16 protein-coding genes and 1 tRNA gene are annotated in these 16,812 nt (G+C 50.6%); 6 read left to right on the top strand and 11 right to left on the bottom strand.

All coding sequences use genetic code 11. The features are described from left to right. Positions 1–6: 6 nt before the first annotated feature. On the bottom strand, positions 7–789 hold the full coding sequence (locus Q9O24_03220) for an inositol monophosphatase family protein (GenBank protein ID MDQ7074162.1): 783 nt from the start codon (positions 787–789) through the stop codon (positions 7–9). 126 nt (positions 790–915) lie between these two features. On the opposite strand from Q9O24_03220, the gene Q9O24_03215 reads away from it, so the two are divergent. After that, positions 916–1,665: a hypothetical protein gene (locus Q9O24_03215; protein ID MDQ7074161.1), complete on the top strand. Its 750-nt coding sequence runs from the start codon at positions 916–918 to the stop codon at positions 1,663–1,665. On the opposite strand, the gene Q9O24_03210 is transcribed toward Q9O24_03215, so the two are convergent. The 4 genes from Q9O24_03210 to ampD are packed head-to-tail and all read right to left on the bottom strand — an operon-like array spanning position 1,662 to position 5,019. Continuing rightward, positions 1,662–2,870, bottom strand: a complete 1,209-nt coding sequence (locus Q9O24_03210) for a GGDEF domain-containing protein (protein ID MDQ7074160.1) — start codon at positions 2,868–2,870, stop codon at positions 1,662–1,664. The genes Q9O24_03215 and Q9O24_03210 overlap by 4 nt on opposite strands. A gap of 43 nt (positions 2,871–2,913) precedes the next feature. After that, entirely contained in the window at positions 2,914–3,498 is a 585-nt protein-coding gene (locus tag Q9O24_03205) for a histidine phosphatase family protein (protein MDQ7074159.1), read from the bottom strand. Between the two features lie 24 nt (positions 3,499–3,522). Then, the gene (ampE, locus tag Q9O24_03200) at positions 3,523–4,416 is read right to left on the bottom strand and encodes a regulatory signaling modulator protein AmpE (protein ID MDQ7074158.1); all 894 of its coding nucleotides are present in this window, start codon (positions 4,414–4,416) and stop codon (positions 3,523–3,525) included. Between the two features lie 45 nt (positions 4,417–4,461). Beyond that, entirely contained in the window at positions 4,462–5,019 is a 558-nt protein-coding gene (ampD, locus tag Q9O24_03195) for a 1,6-anhydro-N-acetylmuramyl-L-alanine amidase AmpD (protein ID MDQ7074157.1), read from the bottom strand. Between the two features lie 69 nt (positions 5,020–5,088). Here ampD and rep point away from each other — a divergent pair, with 69 nt between their 5' ends. Continuing rightward, on the top strand, positions 5,089–7,104 hold the full coding sequence (gene rep, locus Q9O24_03190) for a DNA helicase Rep (GenBank protein MDQ7074156.1): 2,016 nt from the start codon (positions 5,089–5,091) through the stop codon (positions 7,102–7,104). A 49-nt stretch (positions 7,105–7,153) separates the two neighbouring features. Here the strand turns inward: rep and Q9O24_03185 are convergent, their stop codons facing one another. From Q9O24_03185 to pabB, 4 genes are all read right to left on the bottom strand, one after another. Next, entirely contained in the window at positions 7,154–8,410 is a 1,257-nt protein-coding gene (locus tag Q9O24_03185) for an anion permease (GenBank protein MDQ7074155.1), read from the bottom strand. A 9-nt stretch (positions 8,411–8,419) separates the two neighbouring features. Beyond that, positions 8,420–9,097: a TIGR00153 family protein gene (locus Q9O24_03180; protein MDQ7074154.1), complete on the bottom strand. Its 678-nt coding sequence runs from the start codon at positions 9,095–9,097 to the stop codon at positions 8,420–8,422. A 174-nt stretch (positions 9,098–9,271) separates the two neighbouring features. Further along, positions 9,272–9,616 carry a PilZ domain-containing protein gene (locus Q9O24_03175; protein MDQ7074153.1) on the bottom strand — a complete coding sequence of 115 codons (345 nt, stop codon included), beginning with the start codon at positions 9,614–9,616 and terminating at the stop codon, positions 9,272–9,274. Beyond that, positions 9,609–11,009, bottom strand: coding sequence for an aminodeoxychorismate synthase component I (gene pabB / locus Q9O24_03170; GenBank protein MDQ7074152.1), 1,401 nt, complete (start codon positions 11,007–11,009; stop codon positions 9,609–9,611). The genes Q9O24_03175 and pabB overlap by 8 nt, the downstream gene beginning before the upstream one ends. A 93-nt stretch (positions 11,010–11,102) precedes the next feature. Between pabB and mobA the strand changes: the two genes are divergently transcribed. Continuing rightward, entirely contained in the window at positions 11,103–11,687 is a 585-nt protein-coding gene (mobA, locus tag Q9O24_03165; GenBank protein MDQ7074151.1) for a molybdenum cofactor guanylyltransferase MobA, read from the top strand. Positions 11,688–11,693: 6 nt separating this feature from the next. Here the strand turns inward: mobA and Q9O24_03160 are convergent, their stop codons facing one another. Together Q9O24_03160 and Q9O24_03155 are read right to left on the bottom strand one after the other, a co-directional pair. After that, positions 11,694–11,987 (bottom strand): cytochrome c, encoded by a 294-nt coding sequence (locus Q9O24_03160; protein ID MDQ7074150.1) that lies wholly within the window; start codon positions 11,985–11,987, stop codon positions 11,694–11,696. A 91-nt stretch (positions 11,988–12,078) separates the two neighbouring features. Continuing rightward, entirely contained in the window at positions 12,079–13,878 is a 1,800-nt protein-coding gene (locus Q9O24_03155; protein MDQ7074149.1) for a SulP family inorganic anion transporter, read from the bottom strand. A 525-nt stretch (positions 13,879–14,403) separates the two neighbouring features. Between Q9O24_03155 and Q9O24_03150 the strand changes: the two genes are divergently transcribed. The 3 genes from Q9O24_03150 (at position 14,404) to Q9O24_03140 (ending at position 16,811) form a co-directional block, all read left to right on the top strand. Beyond that, entirely contained in the window at positions 14,404–14,718 is a 315-nt protein-coding gene (locus Q9O24_03150; protein MDQ7074148.1) for a cytochrome c, read from the top strand. Between the two features lie 169 nt (positions 14,719–14,887). Continuing rightward, a complete protein-coding gene (rpoD, locus tag Q9O24_03145; protein MDQ7074147.1) occupies positions 14,888–16,711 on the top strand; it encodes an RNA polymerase sigma factor RpoD in 1,824 nt (607 codons plus the stop codon). Positions 16,712–16,734: 23 nt separating this feature from the next. Continuing rightward, positions 16,735–16,811, top strand: a tRNA-Ile gene (locus Q9O24_03140). Position 16,812: the final 1 nt, after the last annotated feature.

Genomic DNA, 16,812 nt, shown 5'->3' with positions numbered 1-16,812 from the left:
AAAAGCTTAACCCCGACAACAAATCAAACGATCACTAATCGCCTTGTACAGCTCTGGGCTGGCCGCCGCCAGCACGGAAGTGGTATCCAAGCCCACCGGCTTACCTGCAAGATCAGTAAAGACCCCACCGGCCTCTTGAATAATAATGCTGGCGGGAGCGATGTCGAGAATATTCACATCAGACTCCAACACAACATCAATGCTGCCCGCCGCAAGCAGATGATAATGGTAATAATCCCCATACCCTCGGGTGCGATTCACTTCACCGATAATCTTCGCCATCTGTTTCCAAGCAGTTTCATTCTTTGCCAAAGTCTCAATGTTACCCATCGACAAAATTGACTTTGCCAGACTCGTTTCACCGCTGACCCGAATGGGCTCATCATTCATAAAGGCACCCTTGCCCTTTTCAGCGTAAGCCAGCTCCTCGTAAATGGGCGAGTTAGAGACCCCCAAAATGATCTCATCACCCTGCATCAACGCGATTTGCGTAGAAAAAAGCGGATACTGGCGAACAAAACTTTTCGTACCGTCGATGGGATCAATTAACCAAGTAAACTCCGCATCGGGATTGTCTTTGCCGGTCTCTTCACCAAAGGTACCGTGCTCAGGAAAAGCGCCCAACAGCACCTCTTTGATGACCTTCTCCGTCTCCACATCCGCCACCGTCACCGGACTTTGATCTTCTTTCAGTTGGGTATTGAGTTTATCACCACGGTAGTAGTGACGAATCACCTCTTGAGCCGCCTCAGCCGCTTCAATCGCCTTACTCAAATACGCGCTTTTCATCACCACTCTCCTCGATGCTCATACAAAAAAAGGGGGGATTTTAACAGCTCTTGAAATTCTTGAACGCCTCATTTCAATCCCAAACTGCTGCTACAATCCCAAATACAATTTTATCAGGAGTACATTATGTTAGATCCCGTGGTGATTATCGGCATCGGTGAAATGGGCGGCGTTTTTGCGCGCGGTTTTTTGCGCAGCGGTCATCCGATCTACCCTGTTGGACGGCACGAAGATATGCAGAACCTCTCCGAACAGATCAAGCCCGTTTTGGTGTTGCTCGCCGTTGGCGAAGCGGATCTGCAAGACACCTTAAAACAGCTGCCCAAAGTGTGGAAAGATCGCCTTGCTCTGCTGCAAAACGAACTGCTGCCCAGAGATTGGATCCAGCACGGCATCACCAATCCAACGGTTATTTCCGTCTGGTTTGAGAAAAAACCGGCCATCGAAGCCAAAGTGATCATAGCCTCGCCTGTTTACGGCCCTCACGCTGCGCTGATGGCCAACGCCTTGGGCAAACTCAATATTACCAGCGTAGTTTTAGGTTCAGAGGCCGAACTGCTGTTTGAGCTGGTACGCAAAAATCTCTATATTTTGCTCAGCAATTTGGCCGGTCTCAACGTCGGCGGCAACGTGGGTGAGCTGTGGCAGAATCACGAAGGTTTTGCTCGTGACTTGATTCAGGATATTTTAGCGATTCAGGAAAAATTGGTTGATCAACCACTGGAAAGCGAAGCCCTGATTGACGCGATGCTGCTGGCGTTTGAGGGCGATCTGCAACACAACTGCATGGGACGCAGCGCTCCGGCTCGTTTGGCGCGAGCCCGTCAACAAGCAGAGCAGTTCAAACTGGAACTGCCCTGCCTTGCTCAACTTTAAGCGCGCTTTTGCAGTGGCTCTTCCGGCATTGGATTTTCATCGGCCACACAGACACGGTTCCGACCGCTCTGTTTTGCCACATAAAGCGCCCGATCCGCTCGTTTGAGTAAATCGTCTACCGTATCTCCCCTTTCCACAACCGTCACCCCAAAGCAGGCGCTGATCCGCCCCACCCCTGAGTGCTCTGCTTGATTCAAACGCAAACGCAGGCTTTCGGCCAGACGGTATGCCCCATTCAAATCACTTTCAGGCAGCAGCAACAGAAACTCTTCGCCGCCCCAGCGCCCAACTAAATCGCTTTTTCGCAACCCTTGCTCAAACTGCTGTGCAGCAAAACAGAGCACCTCATCGCCGACATGATGACCGTAACGATCATTCACCTGCTTAAAATGATCCAGATCCACCATCACCACCGCATACGAAGTTTGATAACGTTCATACACATTATGCAAATGAGCAAAGACCTCATCCAAACGCATACGATTGGCCAAACCGGTCAGGGAGTCGGTATTGGCCGAGGTGTAAAGGCGAACATTGGACTCTTCCAGCGCTTTGCCAATGTTTTTCAGCATCTGCACATTAATCATCGACTCCCAATAACGGCGGTTCCAATAGGCAATATGGACAAACAGCAGCAACAGATAGATGCCACCGGCCAACAAGGCGCTGTGACCTGGATCACCACCCAACCAGAGATAAACCAGCAGCAGCGGAGTAAACACCAGCAACACATGAAAAACCGCCAGTTTTTTCCACATACAAAAATTCAGCGCACCGCCCACACCCACTCCAGCGCTCGCCATCACATAAACCCAAGATTGCCAACCAAAACCAAACTGCACAATCAGCACACCAACAAACAGCCCCCAAGTTGCCGCCGTCAACACCACACCGCTAAAAAAGAGCCTTCGCCAGTGTGCCTGATGAGTGCGGTAAAACGATTTTTTCAGGCTGATAAAAGCAAACACCCGCAACAGCGCACCGAGAAAAAAACCACCCATCAAGAGACTTATCAAAGGTCGCTCAGCAGCGGGAAACTCCAGTACACTCCAAGACCAGAGCATTCCCAAAGAGAGCAACAGAACGGAAGCCAAAGAAAGCGTAGCCAAATCGACATCGGTCTGTTGCAGCAACAATGTTTGCTGCGTGGCGCTCAATTCGCCTTCGTGCAGGGCAATCTGTGTTGTTAAGTCACCCAAACGCATAAATTTTGTCCTGTCCTGTCCTGTCCTGCATGATCATCTTATCCTACAGCCGCTTTAAACCGTGAAAAACCAACAGACTTGGTTTCTTTTTATGCAGCTCAAAACGGCTCAACTCACCGTTGCCTACTTTCACTTGATACATGCCCGCCGCCGAAAGCCCCGTCACATGCGCAAGCGCCGCTCGAATCACCCCAGCGTGTGCCACCACCAACAGGTGTTCGTCTTGATATTCATCCTGCAAATTATCCATCACCGCACCCACACGAGCGATAAAAGCCGCCAAATCCTCCGCACCTTGCGGACGACAATTGACCGGATCAGCATAAAAAGCCTCAAAACCGGCCTTAGGATCGGCCATCAACTCCGTTCGATCACGCCCCTCCCAGCAACCAAACCCCACCTCTTTTAGATCTTCGCGAACCTCCCAAGGCAATCCCTCTTGTTGCGCGAACGACTCTGCAAAAGCCTTGCAGCGCATCAGCGGCGAACTCACAACCCGACCCCACGGCAGAGTACCAGAAACAGCCCCCCACATCTGATTCCAGCCTTTTTCTGTAAGAGGATCATCACAACCGTGACCTCGATAACGCCGTCCACCTTCAGGCTCACCGTGACGCAAAAAATCCATCAACACGACCGTTCTTCTCCTATTTTATGCAAACCAACCCACCAAGGTCAGCAACGACAACAAACTCAGCCACACCAACAAGGTACGCAGCGCCAACGCCCGCGCACTGCGTACCAAAGAGAGGTGAGGCACCTCATGAGGATAGCCGTGCGGCAACAGATCATTGACCTCTTTATGCAGAGCGGCACAGCCCGTTTCCAGCAACAAGGTATGATTGCCGTCCAGCGGATGCGCCAAGGGGCGCAACTCTTTGAGACGATGCATCACATCTTCAAAACTGCCGGTCAAAGCGTAACCAATCGCCACCATGCGCGTCGGCAGCCAACCAAACCAGCCCAACCAATAACGCGCTGCTTGGCGAGCCTGCGGATGATGCGCAAACCAATGCGGTGGATCATTGACTAAATGCGCACTGAAACGATAGGCCATCGCCCCAGCCGGACCAAAAATGACAAACCAAAACAACACCGCTAATAATTGATCTCCCGATTGAATCAATAAAGTACGAGTCACGGCCAAAATCTGCTCATTTTTATCTTGCGGAGGCTGTTCACCCATCACATCGTACGCCCGTTTGTGCGCCGTCTCATCATCACCTCGTTTGCGTGCTTTCAAGTATTTATCCACCGCCCAATCCCAATCCAATGGCCCCAAACAGACCAACAGCACCACCGCACCCAAAGCCACGCTAAAGAGATCCAGCCACACCCCAGCCACCAAAGTTTGACCAAACAACAGCAGGGAAATAGGAATCAGTAACACCGCAAAAATACCTAAATACGCCTGTTCTGGCTTTAACTTCAGGCGCGGCATCAACCCATCAACATAACGGTTAAAAATACAGAGGCTGCGCCAATGTTTATGTGAGGTCAGCAGACGATCTAAAATCAGAGCCAGCAAAATGGTAATCAATGTCATAACAGAACCCTTGCAACGCGCGTAACAGTAACTGTCCTTGATAAACTAACCTAATGCGGCATCCAATAACGCATTCAAACGCGCCCAATTAAAGGCCGCTCCAGGATCGGTTTTTCGATCAGGAGCAATATCACAATGCCCCACCAACGCCTCTCGACTCAAGCTGGGGTACACACGCAACAGAGTCACAATCACCGCCGCCAAACGCCGATACTGATCCTCTTCATACGGCAGATGATCCATCCCCTCCAGCTCAATGCCGATGGAAAAATCATTGCACCGCTCTCGGCCTTGGTAACTCGACACCCCCGCATGCCACGCCCGCTGCTGAAACGGTACGTACTGCACCACCTCACCGTCACGACGAATCAGCAGATGCGATGAGACCTGAAGCCCTTTGATCGACTCAAAAAAAGGATCGTCCGCTGGATTCAAACGGTTGCAAAACAGCGCATCAATGTAATCACCACCAAACTGACCGGGTGGCAAACTGATGTTGTGAACCACCAGCAGAGTCACCACCCCACCCACAGGACGCGCATCACAATTAGGCGATGGCTGCCAACGCGCCTCTAACAACCAACCTTGGGCATCAATGTTCACCTAAGCTCCCAACGGCACAACAAAATTGCTATCCTAACGCGAATTATCAAAATAGAACAATGTCTTAACATGGCTCAACTTAATCCACAACAACAAGCAGCGGTCAATCACACCGAGACCCCGCTGCTGGTGCTGGCAGGCGCAGGCAGCGGCAAAACCCGCGTTATTACGCAAAAAATCGCCCACCTGATGCAGAGCGGTATGGCCGCTCACCACATCTACGCCGTCACCTTCACCAACAAAGCCGCCAAGGAGATGAAAGCCCGCGTCGGTCAACTGCTCTCTCAGCAAGAAGCCAAAGGGCTTTCTGTCTCCACCTTTCACACTCTGGGTCTAAAGATCTTTCGCGAAGAGGGTCATCGCCTCGGCTTTCAGCGCGGTTTTACCATTATGGACGCTTCCGACAGCTTGGCAGCTCTGAAAGAGCTGCTGCGCGACGGCGGAGCTGGTGGTTTGAATGAAGAAGAATCTCTGCGAGATCAAATTGGCCGCTGGAAAAACGACTTTATCAACCCCGAGCAAGCTCTCAAACAGGCCAGCAACGACGAAGAACAGTACAACGCGAAAATTTACCAACGCTACCAACGTCTGCTGCTGGCCTACAATGCGGTGGATTTTGACGACCTCATAATCCAGCCGCTGCGCCTGTTGCAAGAGCACGACGAGCTACGAGAAAAATGGCAACAGCGCGTCCGCCATCTGCTGGTAGACGAATATCAAGACACCAACGCCACTCAATACGAACTGGTCAAACTGCTGGTGGGACGACTCGGTGGCCTAACTGCGGTGGGCGATGACGATCAATCGGTCTACGCGTGGCGCGGCGCACGCCCTGAGAACCTCAACTTACTACAGCAAGATTACCCACGCCTGAAAGTGATCAAGCTGGAACAAAACTACCGCTCCAGTAAACGCATTTTACGCTGCGCCAATCAGCTGATCAGCAAAAACCCCCACCTGTTTGAAAAACGCCTCTGGAGCGATCTCAGCATCGGTGATCCACTGCGCATCGTACCTTGTCGCAACGCCGAAGACGAAGCCGAATGGGTCTCTTCAGAGATTCTCAGCCATCACTTTCGCAGCGGAAAAAACTACAGCGACTACGCCATTCTCTACCGAGGCAATTTTCAATCTCGGCTCTTCGAACGCTCCCTACGGCTGCGCAACATCCCCTATAAAGTCAGCGGTGGCACCTCCTTTTTTGAACGCAGCGAAGTCAAAGACGTGATGGCCTATCTGCGCCTGCTGGTCAACCCCAACGACGACACCGCTTTTCTGCGCATCATCAACACCCCACGACGAGAGATCGGTGCCAGCACTTTGGAAACCTTGGCCGGTTACGCCCGCGAACGGGAAAATGGCATGTTGATCTCCAGCTTGGAGTGGGGGCTGAAATCTCGCCTCTCGGAACGTGCCGCACAGCGTCTGGAACAGTTTTCCAGCTGGTTAACACAGACCGCCGAACGCGCACGCCACGAAGAACCGCTGCCGTTAGTCAAGCAACTGCTAGAGGAAATTCACTACGAAAGCTGGCTGCGCGACCAAGCCAGCGACCCCAAAGGCGCAGAACGACGGCTGAACAACGTCACCGAACTGCTGGAATGGGTCGAACAACTGGCAAAAAAAACCGACAACGGCCAGCAACGTGATCTGGCCGACATCGTCAATCGCATCACTCTAATGAACATTCTCGATCGTGACAGCGACGACAGCAGTGACAACCAAGTGCAAATGATGACCGTTCACGCCGCCAAAGGCCTGGAGTTTCCCTATGTCTATGTGATCGGCATGGAGGAGGAGCTGATGCCGCACCGCACCAGCATCGAAGAAGATAACTTAGAAGAGGAGCGCCGTTTGGCCTACGTCGCCATCACCCGCGCACAACAAAACCTTACCTTCAGCTACGCCAAGCGGCGCAGACGTTACGGCGAAGAGAGCCGTTGTGAACCGAGCCGCTTTCTGTTTGAGCTGCCCGAAGAGGAGTTAAATTGGGAGGGCAAAGAAGAAAACCCCGATCCAGAACAGCGCCTGAAAACGGGCAAAAACCACCTCGACGGCCTCAAAGCACTGTTGGCCAAACACTAAAAAAGGCTCCCAAGGGAGCCTTTTTTGACCACAATCACTGCCCCATTTTCTAAGCGGAAAACGCCCCTTTCAAAGCAAAGAAGAACAAAATGGCCAGCAAACCACCGGCGGGCAAGGTGATCACCCACGACATAAAGATGTTACGCACCACTTGCAGGTTCAGAGCGCCAATGCCACGGGCAATGCCGACACCCAAAATCGCCCCCACCAAGGTGTGAGTGGTGGAGATCGGCAAACCGGTACCCGAGGCGATCACCACCGTGGTGGCAGCCGCCAAGGTGGCGGCAAAACCACGGCTGGGGGTCAACTCAGTGATTTTATCGCCAACGGTGGCAATCACTTTGTGACCGTACATCACCAGACCCGCTACGATGCCAACCCCACCAACCAATAGAATCCAGATCGGCATCACCGATGTCTGGGTCAGCTCACCGCCACTCTGCACAATGCCGACAATCGCCGCCACTGGCCCAACGGCGTTCGCCACATCGTTGGAACCGTGTGCAAAAGCCATTGCACAGGCGGTAAAGATCATCAAAACACCGAAGACTTTTTCCACATTGGCAAAATGAAAATTTCGATCTGCTGAAGCTTCAATTTTAATTCGCGCAATCAATACCGTTCCTATTAGGGCAATCGCAGCACCAATAAGAAACGCAATCAGATAGGCCTGCCCCAGCGAAAACTCTATTCCCACATGTTTTAGACCTTTGAACAAGGTAACAAGGGAGATAATAAAACCAACCAAAAAGATGTAATAAGGCACATAACGCTTGGCATTTTTCAACGGCTCACTGGTGTTCAAAATCAAGCGCTGCACACTCATAAAGAGAATGTACGCCAATAAACCCGCCATCACCGGCGACACCACCCAACTCATGACAATGCTGCCGACTTTATCCCATTTGACCGCATCCATGCCGATGCCCACCATGGCAAAACCAACAATGGCTCCGACGATGCTGTGAGTCGTAGAAACAGGCCAACCTCTTGAAGACGCCATCAGCAACCAGCACCCCGCCGCCAACAGAGAAGCCAACATGCCGTACACCAGCAACTCAGGCGAGCCCTCCAACTGACTGACATCAATGATGCCTTTGCGAATCGTGGCCGTTACCTCGCCACCCGCCAAAAAGGCACCCGCAAACTCAAAAATAGCCGCAATGATAATCGCAGATTTGATCGTCAACGCCTTGGAACCGACCGACGTCGCCATCGCATTGGCCACGTCGTTGGCACCGATACCCCAAGCCATAAACAGCCCAAAAGCGGCAGCCAATCCCAGATAAATTTGTGCGTATTCCATAACTCTCTCCTAACGCGCCAGCAAAATTTGCAAACGACTGCCGACCCGTTGAGCGCGATCCGCCACATCACCGGTCCAATCAATCATTTGATAGAGAAACATCGCATCAATCGGGGGCAGATCTTTCTCAATATCAAACAACACACCGCGCAACTCCGCTTGCAGACGATCCGTATCCGCTTCGATTCGATCCAGCTCACCCAACATCTTCACCACCAGATCCACCTCATTGCCTTTAAAGCCGGTCTCCAGCAGCTCATCCAGCTCATGAATCGCCTCTCGTGCCTGCGCACAGGCATCCAAACAGCGTTGGGTAAAGGCCAAATAGAGCGCCCCCATCTGCTTAGGCAGACGCATTTTACGCCCCGACATCAAACCAGAAATGTCTTTCGCGCGATTGGCCACTTTGTCTTGCATGGTCAACACTTCCAACAGATCCCGACGTGACACCGGCATAAACAGCGACTTGGGCAGCTGCATCCGCAAGGACTTTTTCAGCTTGTCCGCTTCACGCTCTAGGCGAGAAATTTTCTTTTTCAGCGTTAACGCCAATTCGTCGTCTTCTGCCAACACCGCCTCAACAAAAGGAATCAGCTCCGAGACACAGGCGAACACCTTATCCATATGGCTCTGCATTGGTTCTACTGGAGAGGCGGCAAAAATACCGGTTAGATAACTGGATGACATAGTTACACTCCTACGAAAGGAAGAAAAAGCAGTTAAAAAAGTGGGGCGATTATGACACACCGCCCAACCAGAAAAAGCTTTTTTAAGAAAACTTTTCAGCCAGCGCGAGAATAACAAGCCCCTCTGACATCGGCCTGAACAGGCTTAATGAAAAACACATTTACGCCTTATGGATCAATCAGTGAAGCCGTACTCTTCAATCATGCAGTTGATCTTCTCCACCTGCTCTTGAGCAACCTCAATCATGCGAAAACCGGTGTCATAAAATTCAGGATTAAGGTCTTTTTTGCACCAGCGACTCTCGGCCACCAAATTCAACTCACTCATACCAAAAACGTCCACAGGCAGATGCAAACAAAGCTTAAACACTTTATTTAATTCAGGTGGTTCTTCACTTATTAATAACAAACCCTCGGTGGTCAGATCCACCAAGTAACCCAAGTTTTCATCTGTATCACAGTCCAGTACCGTGATGTGAAACATCAAATGCGTGCGCTTCGCACCTCTTCGTTCATTCATGAGCCGTCTCCTTCCAGAATCCACTGCCAATCAAAAAATCTAAAAAAGCCGCTGCCTTGTCAAAACTCTCCTGATATTCCGCCTGCCACTGAGAATCGGCCACAATACCACCTCCCGCCCAGAAATGAAGATGTTCATTTACTCTAACCATGGTGCGAATGGTGATGCTGCTGTCCATGCTGCCATCAAAACCGATGTAAGCCACGCTGCCGCAGTAAACCCCTCGACGACAGGCCTCCAGCTCTTCAATGATCTGCATCGCACGAATTTTAGGCGCACCGGTAATGGAGCCACCTGGAAAACAGTCCGCCAACAGCTGCACGGCATCCACACCCTCTTTTAACTCCGCCTCAATGCGGCTGACCAAATGATGCACTCTTGGAAAACTCTGTAATTCACACAGTTTCACCGCCTTAACCGAAGCCGGTCGCGCGTGTTTGCTCAAATCGTTACGCAACAGATCCACAATCATCACATTTTCAGCGCGATCCTTCACACTGTGAATCAATTCATCAGCCGACCTTTTATCCTCCTCACGGTTATCAAAACGAGGCCGAGTGCCTTTGATCGGTTGAGTAATCACCCGCCCTTTTTTATGCTGTAAAAAACATTCGGGGGAGCTGCTCAACAGCGTCGCAAAAGGGGTAGAAAAATAAGCACCATAAGGAGCTGGATTAGAGTGACGCAATGAACGGTAGCCTTGCCAACTGTCCCCTTTCACCTCAACATCAAATCGCTGAGCAAAATTAACCTGATAACAGTCCCCCGCTCGAATGTAATCGTGAATCCGCGCCACAGCCTGACGATAGCTGCACTCGGTCTCCGAAGCACTCAGCTCCGACTCCACTCGAAAAGCGCGCCGCTGCTTTGCCTCTTCTGGATTTTCAAACCACGCCAACAATTGCGGCCATATCTGAGTCGTCTTGAGATCACGCCCCGCCGACACCAACCAGCTCTGCTGCAACTGGTGATCCACCACCACCGCCCAGTCGTAAATGCCCACCGCCATCTGCGGCAACGGCTCTTTCTCTGCCGCCCACTCCGGCAACGACTCCAGCAAACGCGCCAAATCATAGGAAAAATAGCCCATTGCGCCACCATAAAACGGCAGCTCTCCCACAGGCTCTTGCCAAGGCGAGAGCTGTTCACGCAACAGCTGAAACGGATCTTCTTGAGAGTCCCAACAGGCCTCTTCGGTCGTCACTGTGGTCACGCCTTCCCGTGTTACCAGCGTCACAAAAGGCTCAGCGGACAAAATATCAAAACGCCCCAAAGTACCCGCAGGACGACCACTGTCGAGAAACAGCGCCCACGGCAGATCCGCTAAGCGCTCAAACAACAGCGCACTGTCATGAAAATAGGGCAGCGAATCACAACGAGACACAGGCAACATCCCAAATAAATCGACAAAAAAAGGGCTGCCAAGTGTTACAGAATCACTCCGATTAGGCTAGCATCTGAGCCTCTTTTTCAGAGGCAACGAACAATGCACAAACACAAGATCAGCGCCGTGATTCTCGCCGGAGGCCGAGCACGCCGCATGGGAGGAGAGGACAAAGGTCTGATTCACTATCAGCAGAAACCTCTGATCGAACACGTTTTAGCACGCCTCAGACCGCAAGTGGACACACTCGCTATTAACGCCAACCGTAATTTAGAACGCTATAAAAAATATGGGTACGCTGTTTTTAGCGATCAATTGAGTGATTTTCAGGGTCCACTGGCCGGTATCAGCAGCGCACTGCACAACACCCGTAGCCCTTATCTGCTCATCGCTCCCTGTGACAGCCCGCACCTGCCCTTGGATCTGGCAGAACGGCTCTACAAAACATTGCAACAAGAACACGCCGACATCAGCATCGCCTTTGATGGTCAACGCCAGCAACCGCTCTTTATGCTCTTGAAACAAAATCGGCAGGTTTCTCTAGACGCTTATCTCCAACAAGATGGTTTGGCCGTTCATCGCTGGCTAGAAACAGAAAAAGTCGCTGTAAGCGACTTTTCTGATCAAACAAAGGCCTTTCGTAACCTCAACACAACGGATGACTTACGACAAACCCAAAACCCTTAATGCAATTTAAAGGCTTTTATAATAGGCAGCAAGATTGGCCATATCCGCATCACTCAATCCTTTTGAGACCATGCCCATCATCGAGTGTTTGCGCTTCCCATCACGATAAGCTTTCAAGGTATTGATGAAGTAGGCTTCATTCTGACCTGCAAGATTAGGGTTTTGACCGATGGCGCTCACACCTGCCGCCCCATGACATCCGGCACACATCGCAGAGGCTTTTTTGCCCGCAACCACATCCCCTGCTTGAGCTACATTCCATAGACCCAACATCAAAAAAACCGCAGATACAGCTTGCATTTTCACGTTCCAAATCTCCACTTAATTACTACATTCAAAAAAATCGAACAATTCATTTGCTCCAAGTACAGCCAATGTATATATACTCGCTTCAAACCTTATTTAACGTTACCTCCCTCTCAGTTTCGACTTTTTTACCACACTCATGGAAAATACGCGCATCACACACGTTACACTTATCACGATTCAATTTCTGATAAAGGGCGTGAATGGCGGCGGTTTTTGACTGGAACACATGCCGAGGATCAATCTCATCCAAACAGCCACATCGCTCCAATGAATCCCACAAGCCCTGCTTGACGTTGATCAAATAGAGTGCGCCACCCATTTCACGTCGCCGTTTGGCCTCTTCCACCAGCGCATCCCCCCCTTGAGGGTCAACAAAATTAATCCCTTGAGTAAAGAGCGCCAGATGCGTCTGCTCAGGAAACTCACTGCGTATTTTGTCGAAAAAGTCCTGCACATGACTGACCGAGCCAAAAAAGAGCGAACCATCCACGCGCACAAAACGCAGCTGTGGACACTGGGTCAAACTCGGATCACTGGAGAAAGCCTGTTTAGGCAAACGAGGATCAGGGGTGCGAGTCACGGTACGTGGCTTAGAAACGCGCTCCAGATAAAGCACCAAAGAGAGCAACACACCAGCAAAAATAGCAAACTCCAATTCCAAAAAGAGCGCGCTCAAGAAAGTCACCAACAAAATGGTCGTTTCTCGCTTAGAGGCTTTCAAAATATGGCCAATCTCATGAAAATCGATCAACCCCCAAGCCACCAGAAAGAGAATGCCCGCCATCGCCGCTTTGGGCAAGTAAGCCGCCCAAGGAGCCACCAGCAAAACAATCAGCATCAGCAACAGACCCGCCAACATGGCCGCAATCGGGGTACGCGCACCGGACTGGAAGTTCAAACCACTGCGATTAAACGATCCCGTTGCCACATAACCGGAGAAAAATGAACCTGCCACATTAGAGAGGCCTTGGCCAATAAACTCCTGATTACCATCAATGCGATAACCGCCCTTAGCGGCCAAAGAACGGCCAATAGAGACCGCTTCGGTCAAGGCGAACAGAGTCACCGCCAAGGCCACAGGCGCTAAGTTTTTGATGTTTTCCAGTGTTAAGGAGGGAGCCGACAAGGGTGGCAAACTGGCAGGCAATGCTCCCACTGTCACCACACCGGTCACGGCTTCTCCACCTAATAAAGTGTTGATAATCGCCGCAACAATACTGCCAATCAACATCGCCATCACCATGTACGGCACTCGTGGCATCCAGCGTTTAATCGCAATGCCCGACAACAGCGTCACCATCGCCACCAAGGTCACATAAGGGTTAATGTCACCCAACTGCTGAAAAAATTGAATCAAAATTTCGTGCATATGACCGCCGCGCTCAATTTCGATCCCAAAAAAATACGTCAACTGCTTGGCGGCGATCAACAACGCCGCACCGGCGGTGAAACCAATGATCACCGAATGAGAGATAAAGTTAACCAACACCCCCATTCGTGCCCAGCCTAAAACAATCTGAAATACCCCCACCATAAAGGTCAAGGTCAAGGCCAAGGCAACGTAATCCATTGAACCTGGTTCAGCGTACACCGACAGAGCCGAAAACAAGACGATGGACGCTGCCGTGGTTGGCCCCGAGACCAGATGTTTTGATGAACCGTACAGCGCGGCAATAATAGCCGGAATCATGCCCGCATAGAGACCGTATTCCGGCGGCATACCGGCGATGGTGGCAAACGCCACCCCTTGCGGCAACACCACAATAGCGCCGGTAATCGCCGCCATCACATCGGCACGCACATCGCGTTTGGTTACCGAAGGCAACCAACTCATAAAAGGAAATAACCAGAGCCAACGGGGATCAACTGCTTTCGAATCCATCAAAACACCTTAATTAGAGTTTGCTAATATTAAGTGCGGGCAATCTACTCCTTTTTGAACCTAAAAACAATGACCCTACCGATCAAAAGGTCATAAAAAATCAGATTTTTAGCCATTTTTACACATATTAATAGGCGCAAAGGAGTTCGCACCGAACAAGCTCCCCTCATCTGCCTCACAAGCACAGAAAATAAAAGCGAACAACCTCTCTATTGATGGCGTAATAATTGTTAACCTCTAACGAACTTCTCTCCAGCCACAAATCGAACAATAAAACCAGCGACCAATCGGGCTTATTTTCAGGCAAATGGGCAAAAAGTGCGATAAAGCTCTAAAAATTATAAAAAAATTCTGATATTCTATGCACATACTAATAAGTGACCCACTTTAGTCACCGCAATATTGTTTACACCGCCTGGGGTAATTTGAAACAATCACTGCCAAGCCGTTCATCTCAAAAAACTGAGAACAATGAACAATTTGAATTTTAATCGCTCCTGATCGGAGCCAATGGAGAAGTAGAGTATGAAAAAAATAGCATTTATCGTCGCCGCAACCTTTATGGCTGTTAGTGGAGCAACTTTGGCGGGCGGCGATGCAGCTGCTGGCAAATCAAAATCAGCCGTTTGTGCCGGTTGTCATGGCTCTGCTGGTATCAGCATAGGCCCTCTGTTCCCCAACTTGGCAGGCCAAAAAGAAGGCTACCTCGTTAAACAACTGAAAGCCTTCAAAAGCGGTACGCGTAAAGACCCCATCATGGGCAATATGGCCAAACCTTTGAGCGATTCTGATATGGCCAACTTGGCTGCTCACTTCTCAGGTTTGCCTGCTGGAAAATAAGCCCCAGCGCAACTCCTGATGAAACTAAAACCCTCTGACTGTTTACAGAGGGTTTTTTAAATATCCAAAGAATAAATACCTAAAAAGCCTATTTATCTCTCTAGATGGACAAAATTATAAAACTCAACCATAATGGGCGTTTGCCCACAAAAGTTATTATTTATCCCCTATGGATCAAGAACAACAATCTCGCTTAAAGCAACTCATCGCCAAAGGCAAAGAACAGGGTTATCTCACCTACGCGGAAGTCAACGATCACCTGCCCGAAGGTATCGTAGAAGCGGATCAGGTTGAAGAGATCATCGGCATGATCAATGACATGGGCATCTCTGTCCATGAAGTAGCGCCTGATCGTGACAGCCTTATTCTCTCTGACAACGCCATCGGCACCGACGACGACGCCGCTGACGAAGCCGCCGCCGCGCTGGCGACGGTAGACAGTGAATTTGGTCGCACCACCGACCCCGTGCGTATGTACATGCGCGAAATGGGCACCGTTGAGCTATTGACTCGCGAAGGCGAAATCGAGATTGCCAAACGCATCGAAGAGGGTTTAAAACAATCCCTGCAAGCACTGGCCACCGATCCCACCACCATTGCGGGCATCTTAGAGCGGCACGAAAAAGTCGTCGCTGGCGAAACCCGCCTCAGCGATTTAATGGTTGCGTTTATCGACCCTGATGCAGATGACAAGATCCCTACTCCCAGTGAAGTAGCGAAAAGTCGAGCAGAGAAAAAGGCCGCCGAGGAAAACAACGAGGCCAGCGAAGAGCCCGTCGATACCGGCCCAGACCCCGAAGAGGTCAAGGCTCATATGGCACGGCTGCGTAAACTTTACGATGCCACTCTGGAAGCTTTGGAAAATGCCAATCCTACGGCGATCAGCAAAGCCCGAAATGCCATGCCTGTTTGCCTGATGGAGATCAAACTGACCCCGATCTTTGTTGACTTTTTAGGCAAAAAAGCCATTGCGATCATTTCTCAAATCCGTGAGTACGAGCGCCTGATTCGCGACCTGTGCATCAAATACTCACACATGCCACGCAAGACCTTTATCAGTTCTTTCCCTGGCAATGAAAGCAATATGGATTGGCTCGATGCCCACATTGAAGCCAATCAGAGCTACTCAGACACACTGAAAAACAACAAAGGTGAAATCCTGCGCCTACAACAGCGCTTGGAAAACATCGAAAAAGCATCGCGTCTCTCCATCAGCGATTTGAAAGAGATCAACCGTCGCATGTCCTTGGGTGAAGCCAAAGCCCGCCGCGCCAAGAAAGAAATGGTGGAAGCCAACCTGCGTTTGGTGATCTCCATTGCGAAAAAATACACCAACCGAGGTCTGCAATTCTTGGATCTGATCCAAGAAGGCAACATCGGTTTGATGAAAGCGGTGGATAAATTTGAATACCGTCGTGGTTACAAGTTCTCCACCTACGCTACTTGGTGGATTCGTCAAGCCATCACCCGCTCCATTGCCGATCAGGCACGCACCATTCGTATTCCAGTACACATGATCGAAACGATCAACAAGCTCAATCGTATCTCGCGCCAAATGCTGCAAGAGATGGGGCGCGATGCCACCCCAGAGGAGCTGTCGGAACGAATGGAGATGCCAGAAGACAAAATTCGTAAAGTACTCAAAATCGCCAAAGAACCGATCTCAATGGAAACCCCCATTGGCGATGATGAAGATTCTCATTTGGGAGACTTTATTGAAGATGGTGCGGTTATGTCTCCTGTGGAGTCAGCCACCATCCAAGGGTTGGGCGAAACCACTCAAGACGTGCTCACCAGCCTCACCCCTCGTGAAGCTAAAGTGCTGCGGATGCGCTTCGGTATTGGCATGAACACCGACCACACCTTGGAAGAAGTGGGCAAACAGTTTGATGTGACTCGTGAGCGCATTCGTCAAATCGAAGCCAAAGCACTGCGCAAACTGCGTCACCCCACTCGGTCGGAGCAATTGCGCAGTTTCCTTGACCAAGATTAACAGGTTATAATCGGCACCCTTTCGGGCCCATAGCTCAGTTGGTTAGAGCAGGGGACTCATAATCCCTTGGTCGTAGGTTCAAGTCCTACTGGGCCCACCAG

The organism is Gammaproteobacteria bacterium, assembly GCA_030949385.1.
Lineage (GTDB): Bacteria > Pseudomonadota > Gammaproteobacteria > JAUZRS01 > JAUZRS01 > JAUZRS01.
The sequence above is the reverse complement of the archived record's forward strand: the minus strand, read 5'-3'. Positions and strand labels throughout refer to the sequence as shown.

Coding starts and splice junctions, on each gene's coding strand:
- Q9O24_03220 (MDQ7074162.1), bottom strand. CDS start 789: ATGAAAAGCGCGTATTTGAGTAAGGCGATTGAAGCGGCTGAGGCGGCT.
- Q9O24_03215 (MDQ7074161.1), top strand. CDS start 916: ATGTTAGATCCCGTGGTGATTATCGGCATCGGTGAAATGGGCGGCGTT.
- Q9O24_03210 (MDQ7074160.1), bottom strand. CDS start 2,870: ATGCGTTTGGGTGACTTAACAACACAGATTGCCCTGCACGAAGGCGAA.
- Q9O24_03205 (MDQ7074159.1), bottom strand. CDS start 3,498: ATGGATTTTTTGCGTCACGGTGAGCCTGAAGGTGGACGGCGTTATCGA.
- ampE (MDQ7074158.1), bottom strand. CDS start 4,416: ATGACATTGATTACCATTTTGCTGGCTCTGATTTTAGATCGTCTGCTG.
- rep (MDQ7074156.1), top strand. CDS start 5,089: ATGGCTCAACTTAATCCACAACAACAAGCAGCGGTCAATCACACCGAG.
- Q9O24_03185 (MDQ7074155.1), bottom strand. CDS start 8,410: ATGGAATACGCACAAATTTATCTGGGATTGGCTGCCGCTTTTGGGCTG.
- Q9O24_03180 (MDQ7074154.1), bottom strand. CDS start 9,097: ATGTCATCCAGTTATCTAACCGGTATTTTTGCCGCCTCTCCAGTAGAA.
- Q9O24_03175 (MDQ7074153.1), bottom strand. CDS start 9,616: ATGAATGAACGAAGAGGTGCGAAGCGCACGCATTTGATGTTTCACATC.
- pabB (MDQ7074152.1), bottom strand. CDS start 11,009: ATGTTGCCTGTGTCTCGTTGTGATTCGCTGCCCTATTTTCATGACAGT.
- mobA (MDQ7074151.1), top strand. CDS start 11,103: ATGCACAAACACAAGATCAGCGCCGTGATTCTCGCCGGAGGCCGAGCA.
- Q9O24_03160 (MDQ7074150.1), bottom strand. CDS start 11,987: ATGCAAGCTGTATCTGCGGTTTTTTTGATGTTGGGTCTATGGAATGTA.
- Q9O24_03155 (MDQ7074149.1), bottom strand. CDS start 13,878: ATGGATTCGAAAGCAGTTGATCCCCGTTGGCTCTGGTTATTTCCTTTT.
- Q9O24_03150 (MDQ7074148.1), top strand. CDS start 14,404: ATGAAAAAAATAGCATTTATCGTCGCCGCAACCTTTATGGCTGTTAGT.
- rpoD (MDQ7074147.1), top strand. CDS start 14,888: ATGGATCAAGAACAACAATCTCGCTTAAAGCAACTCATCGCCAAAGGC.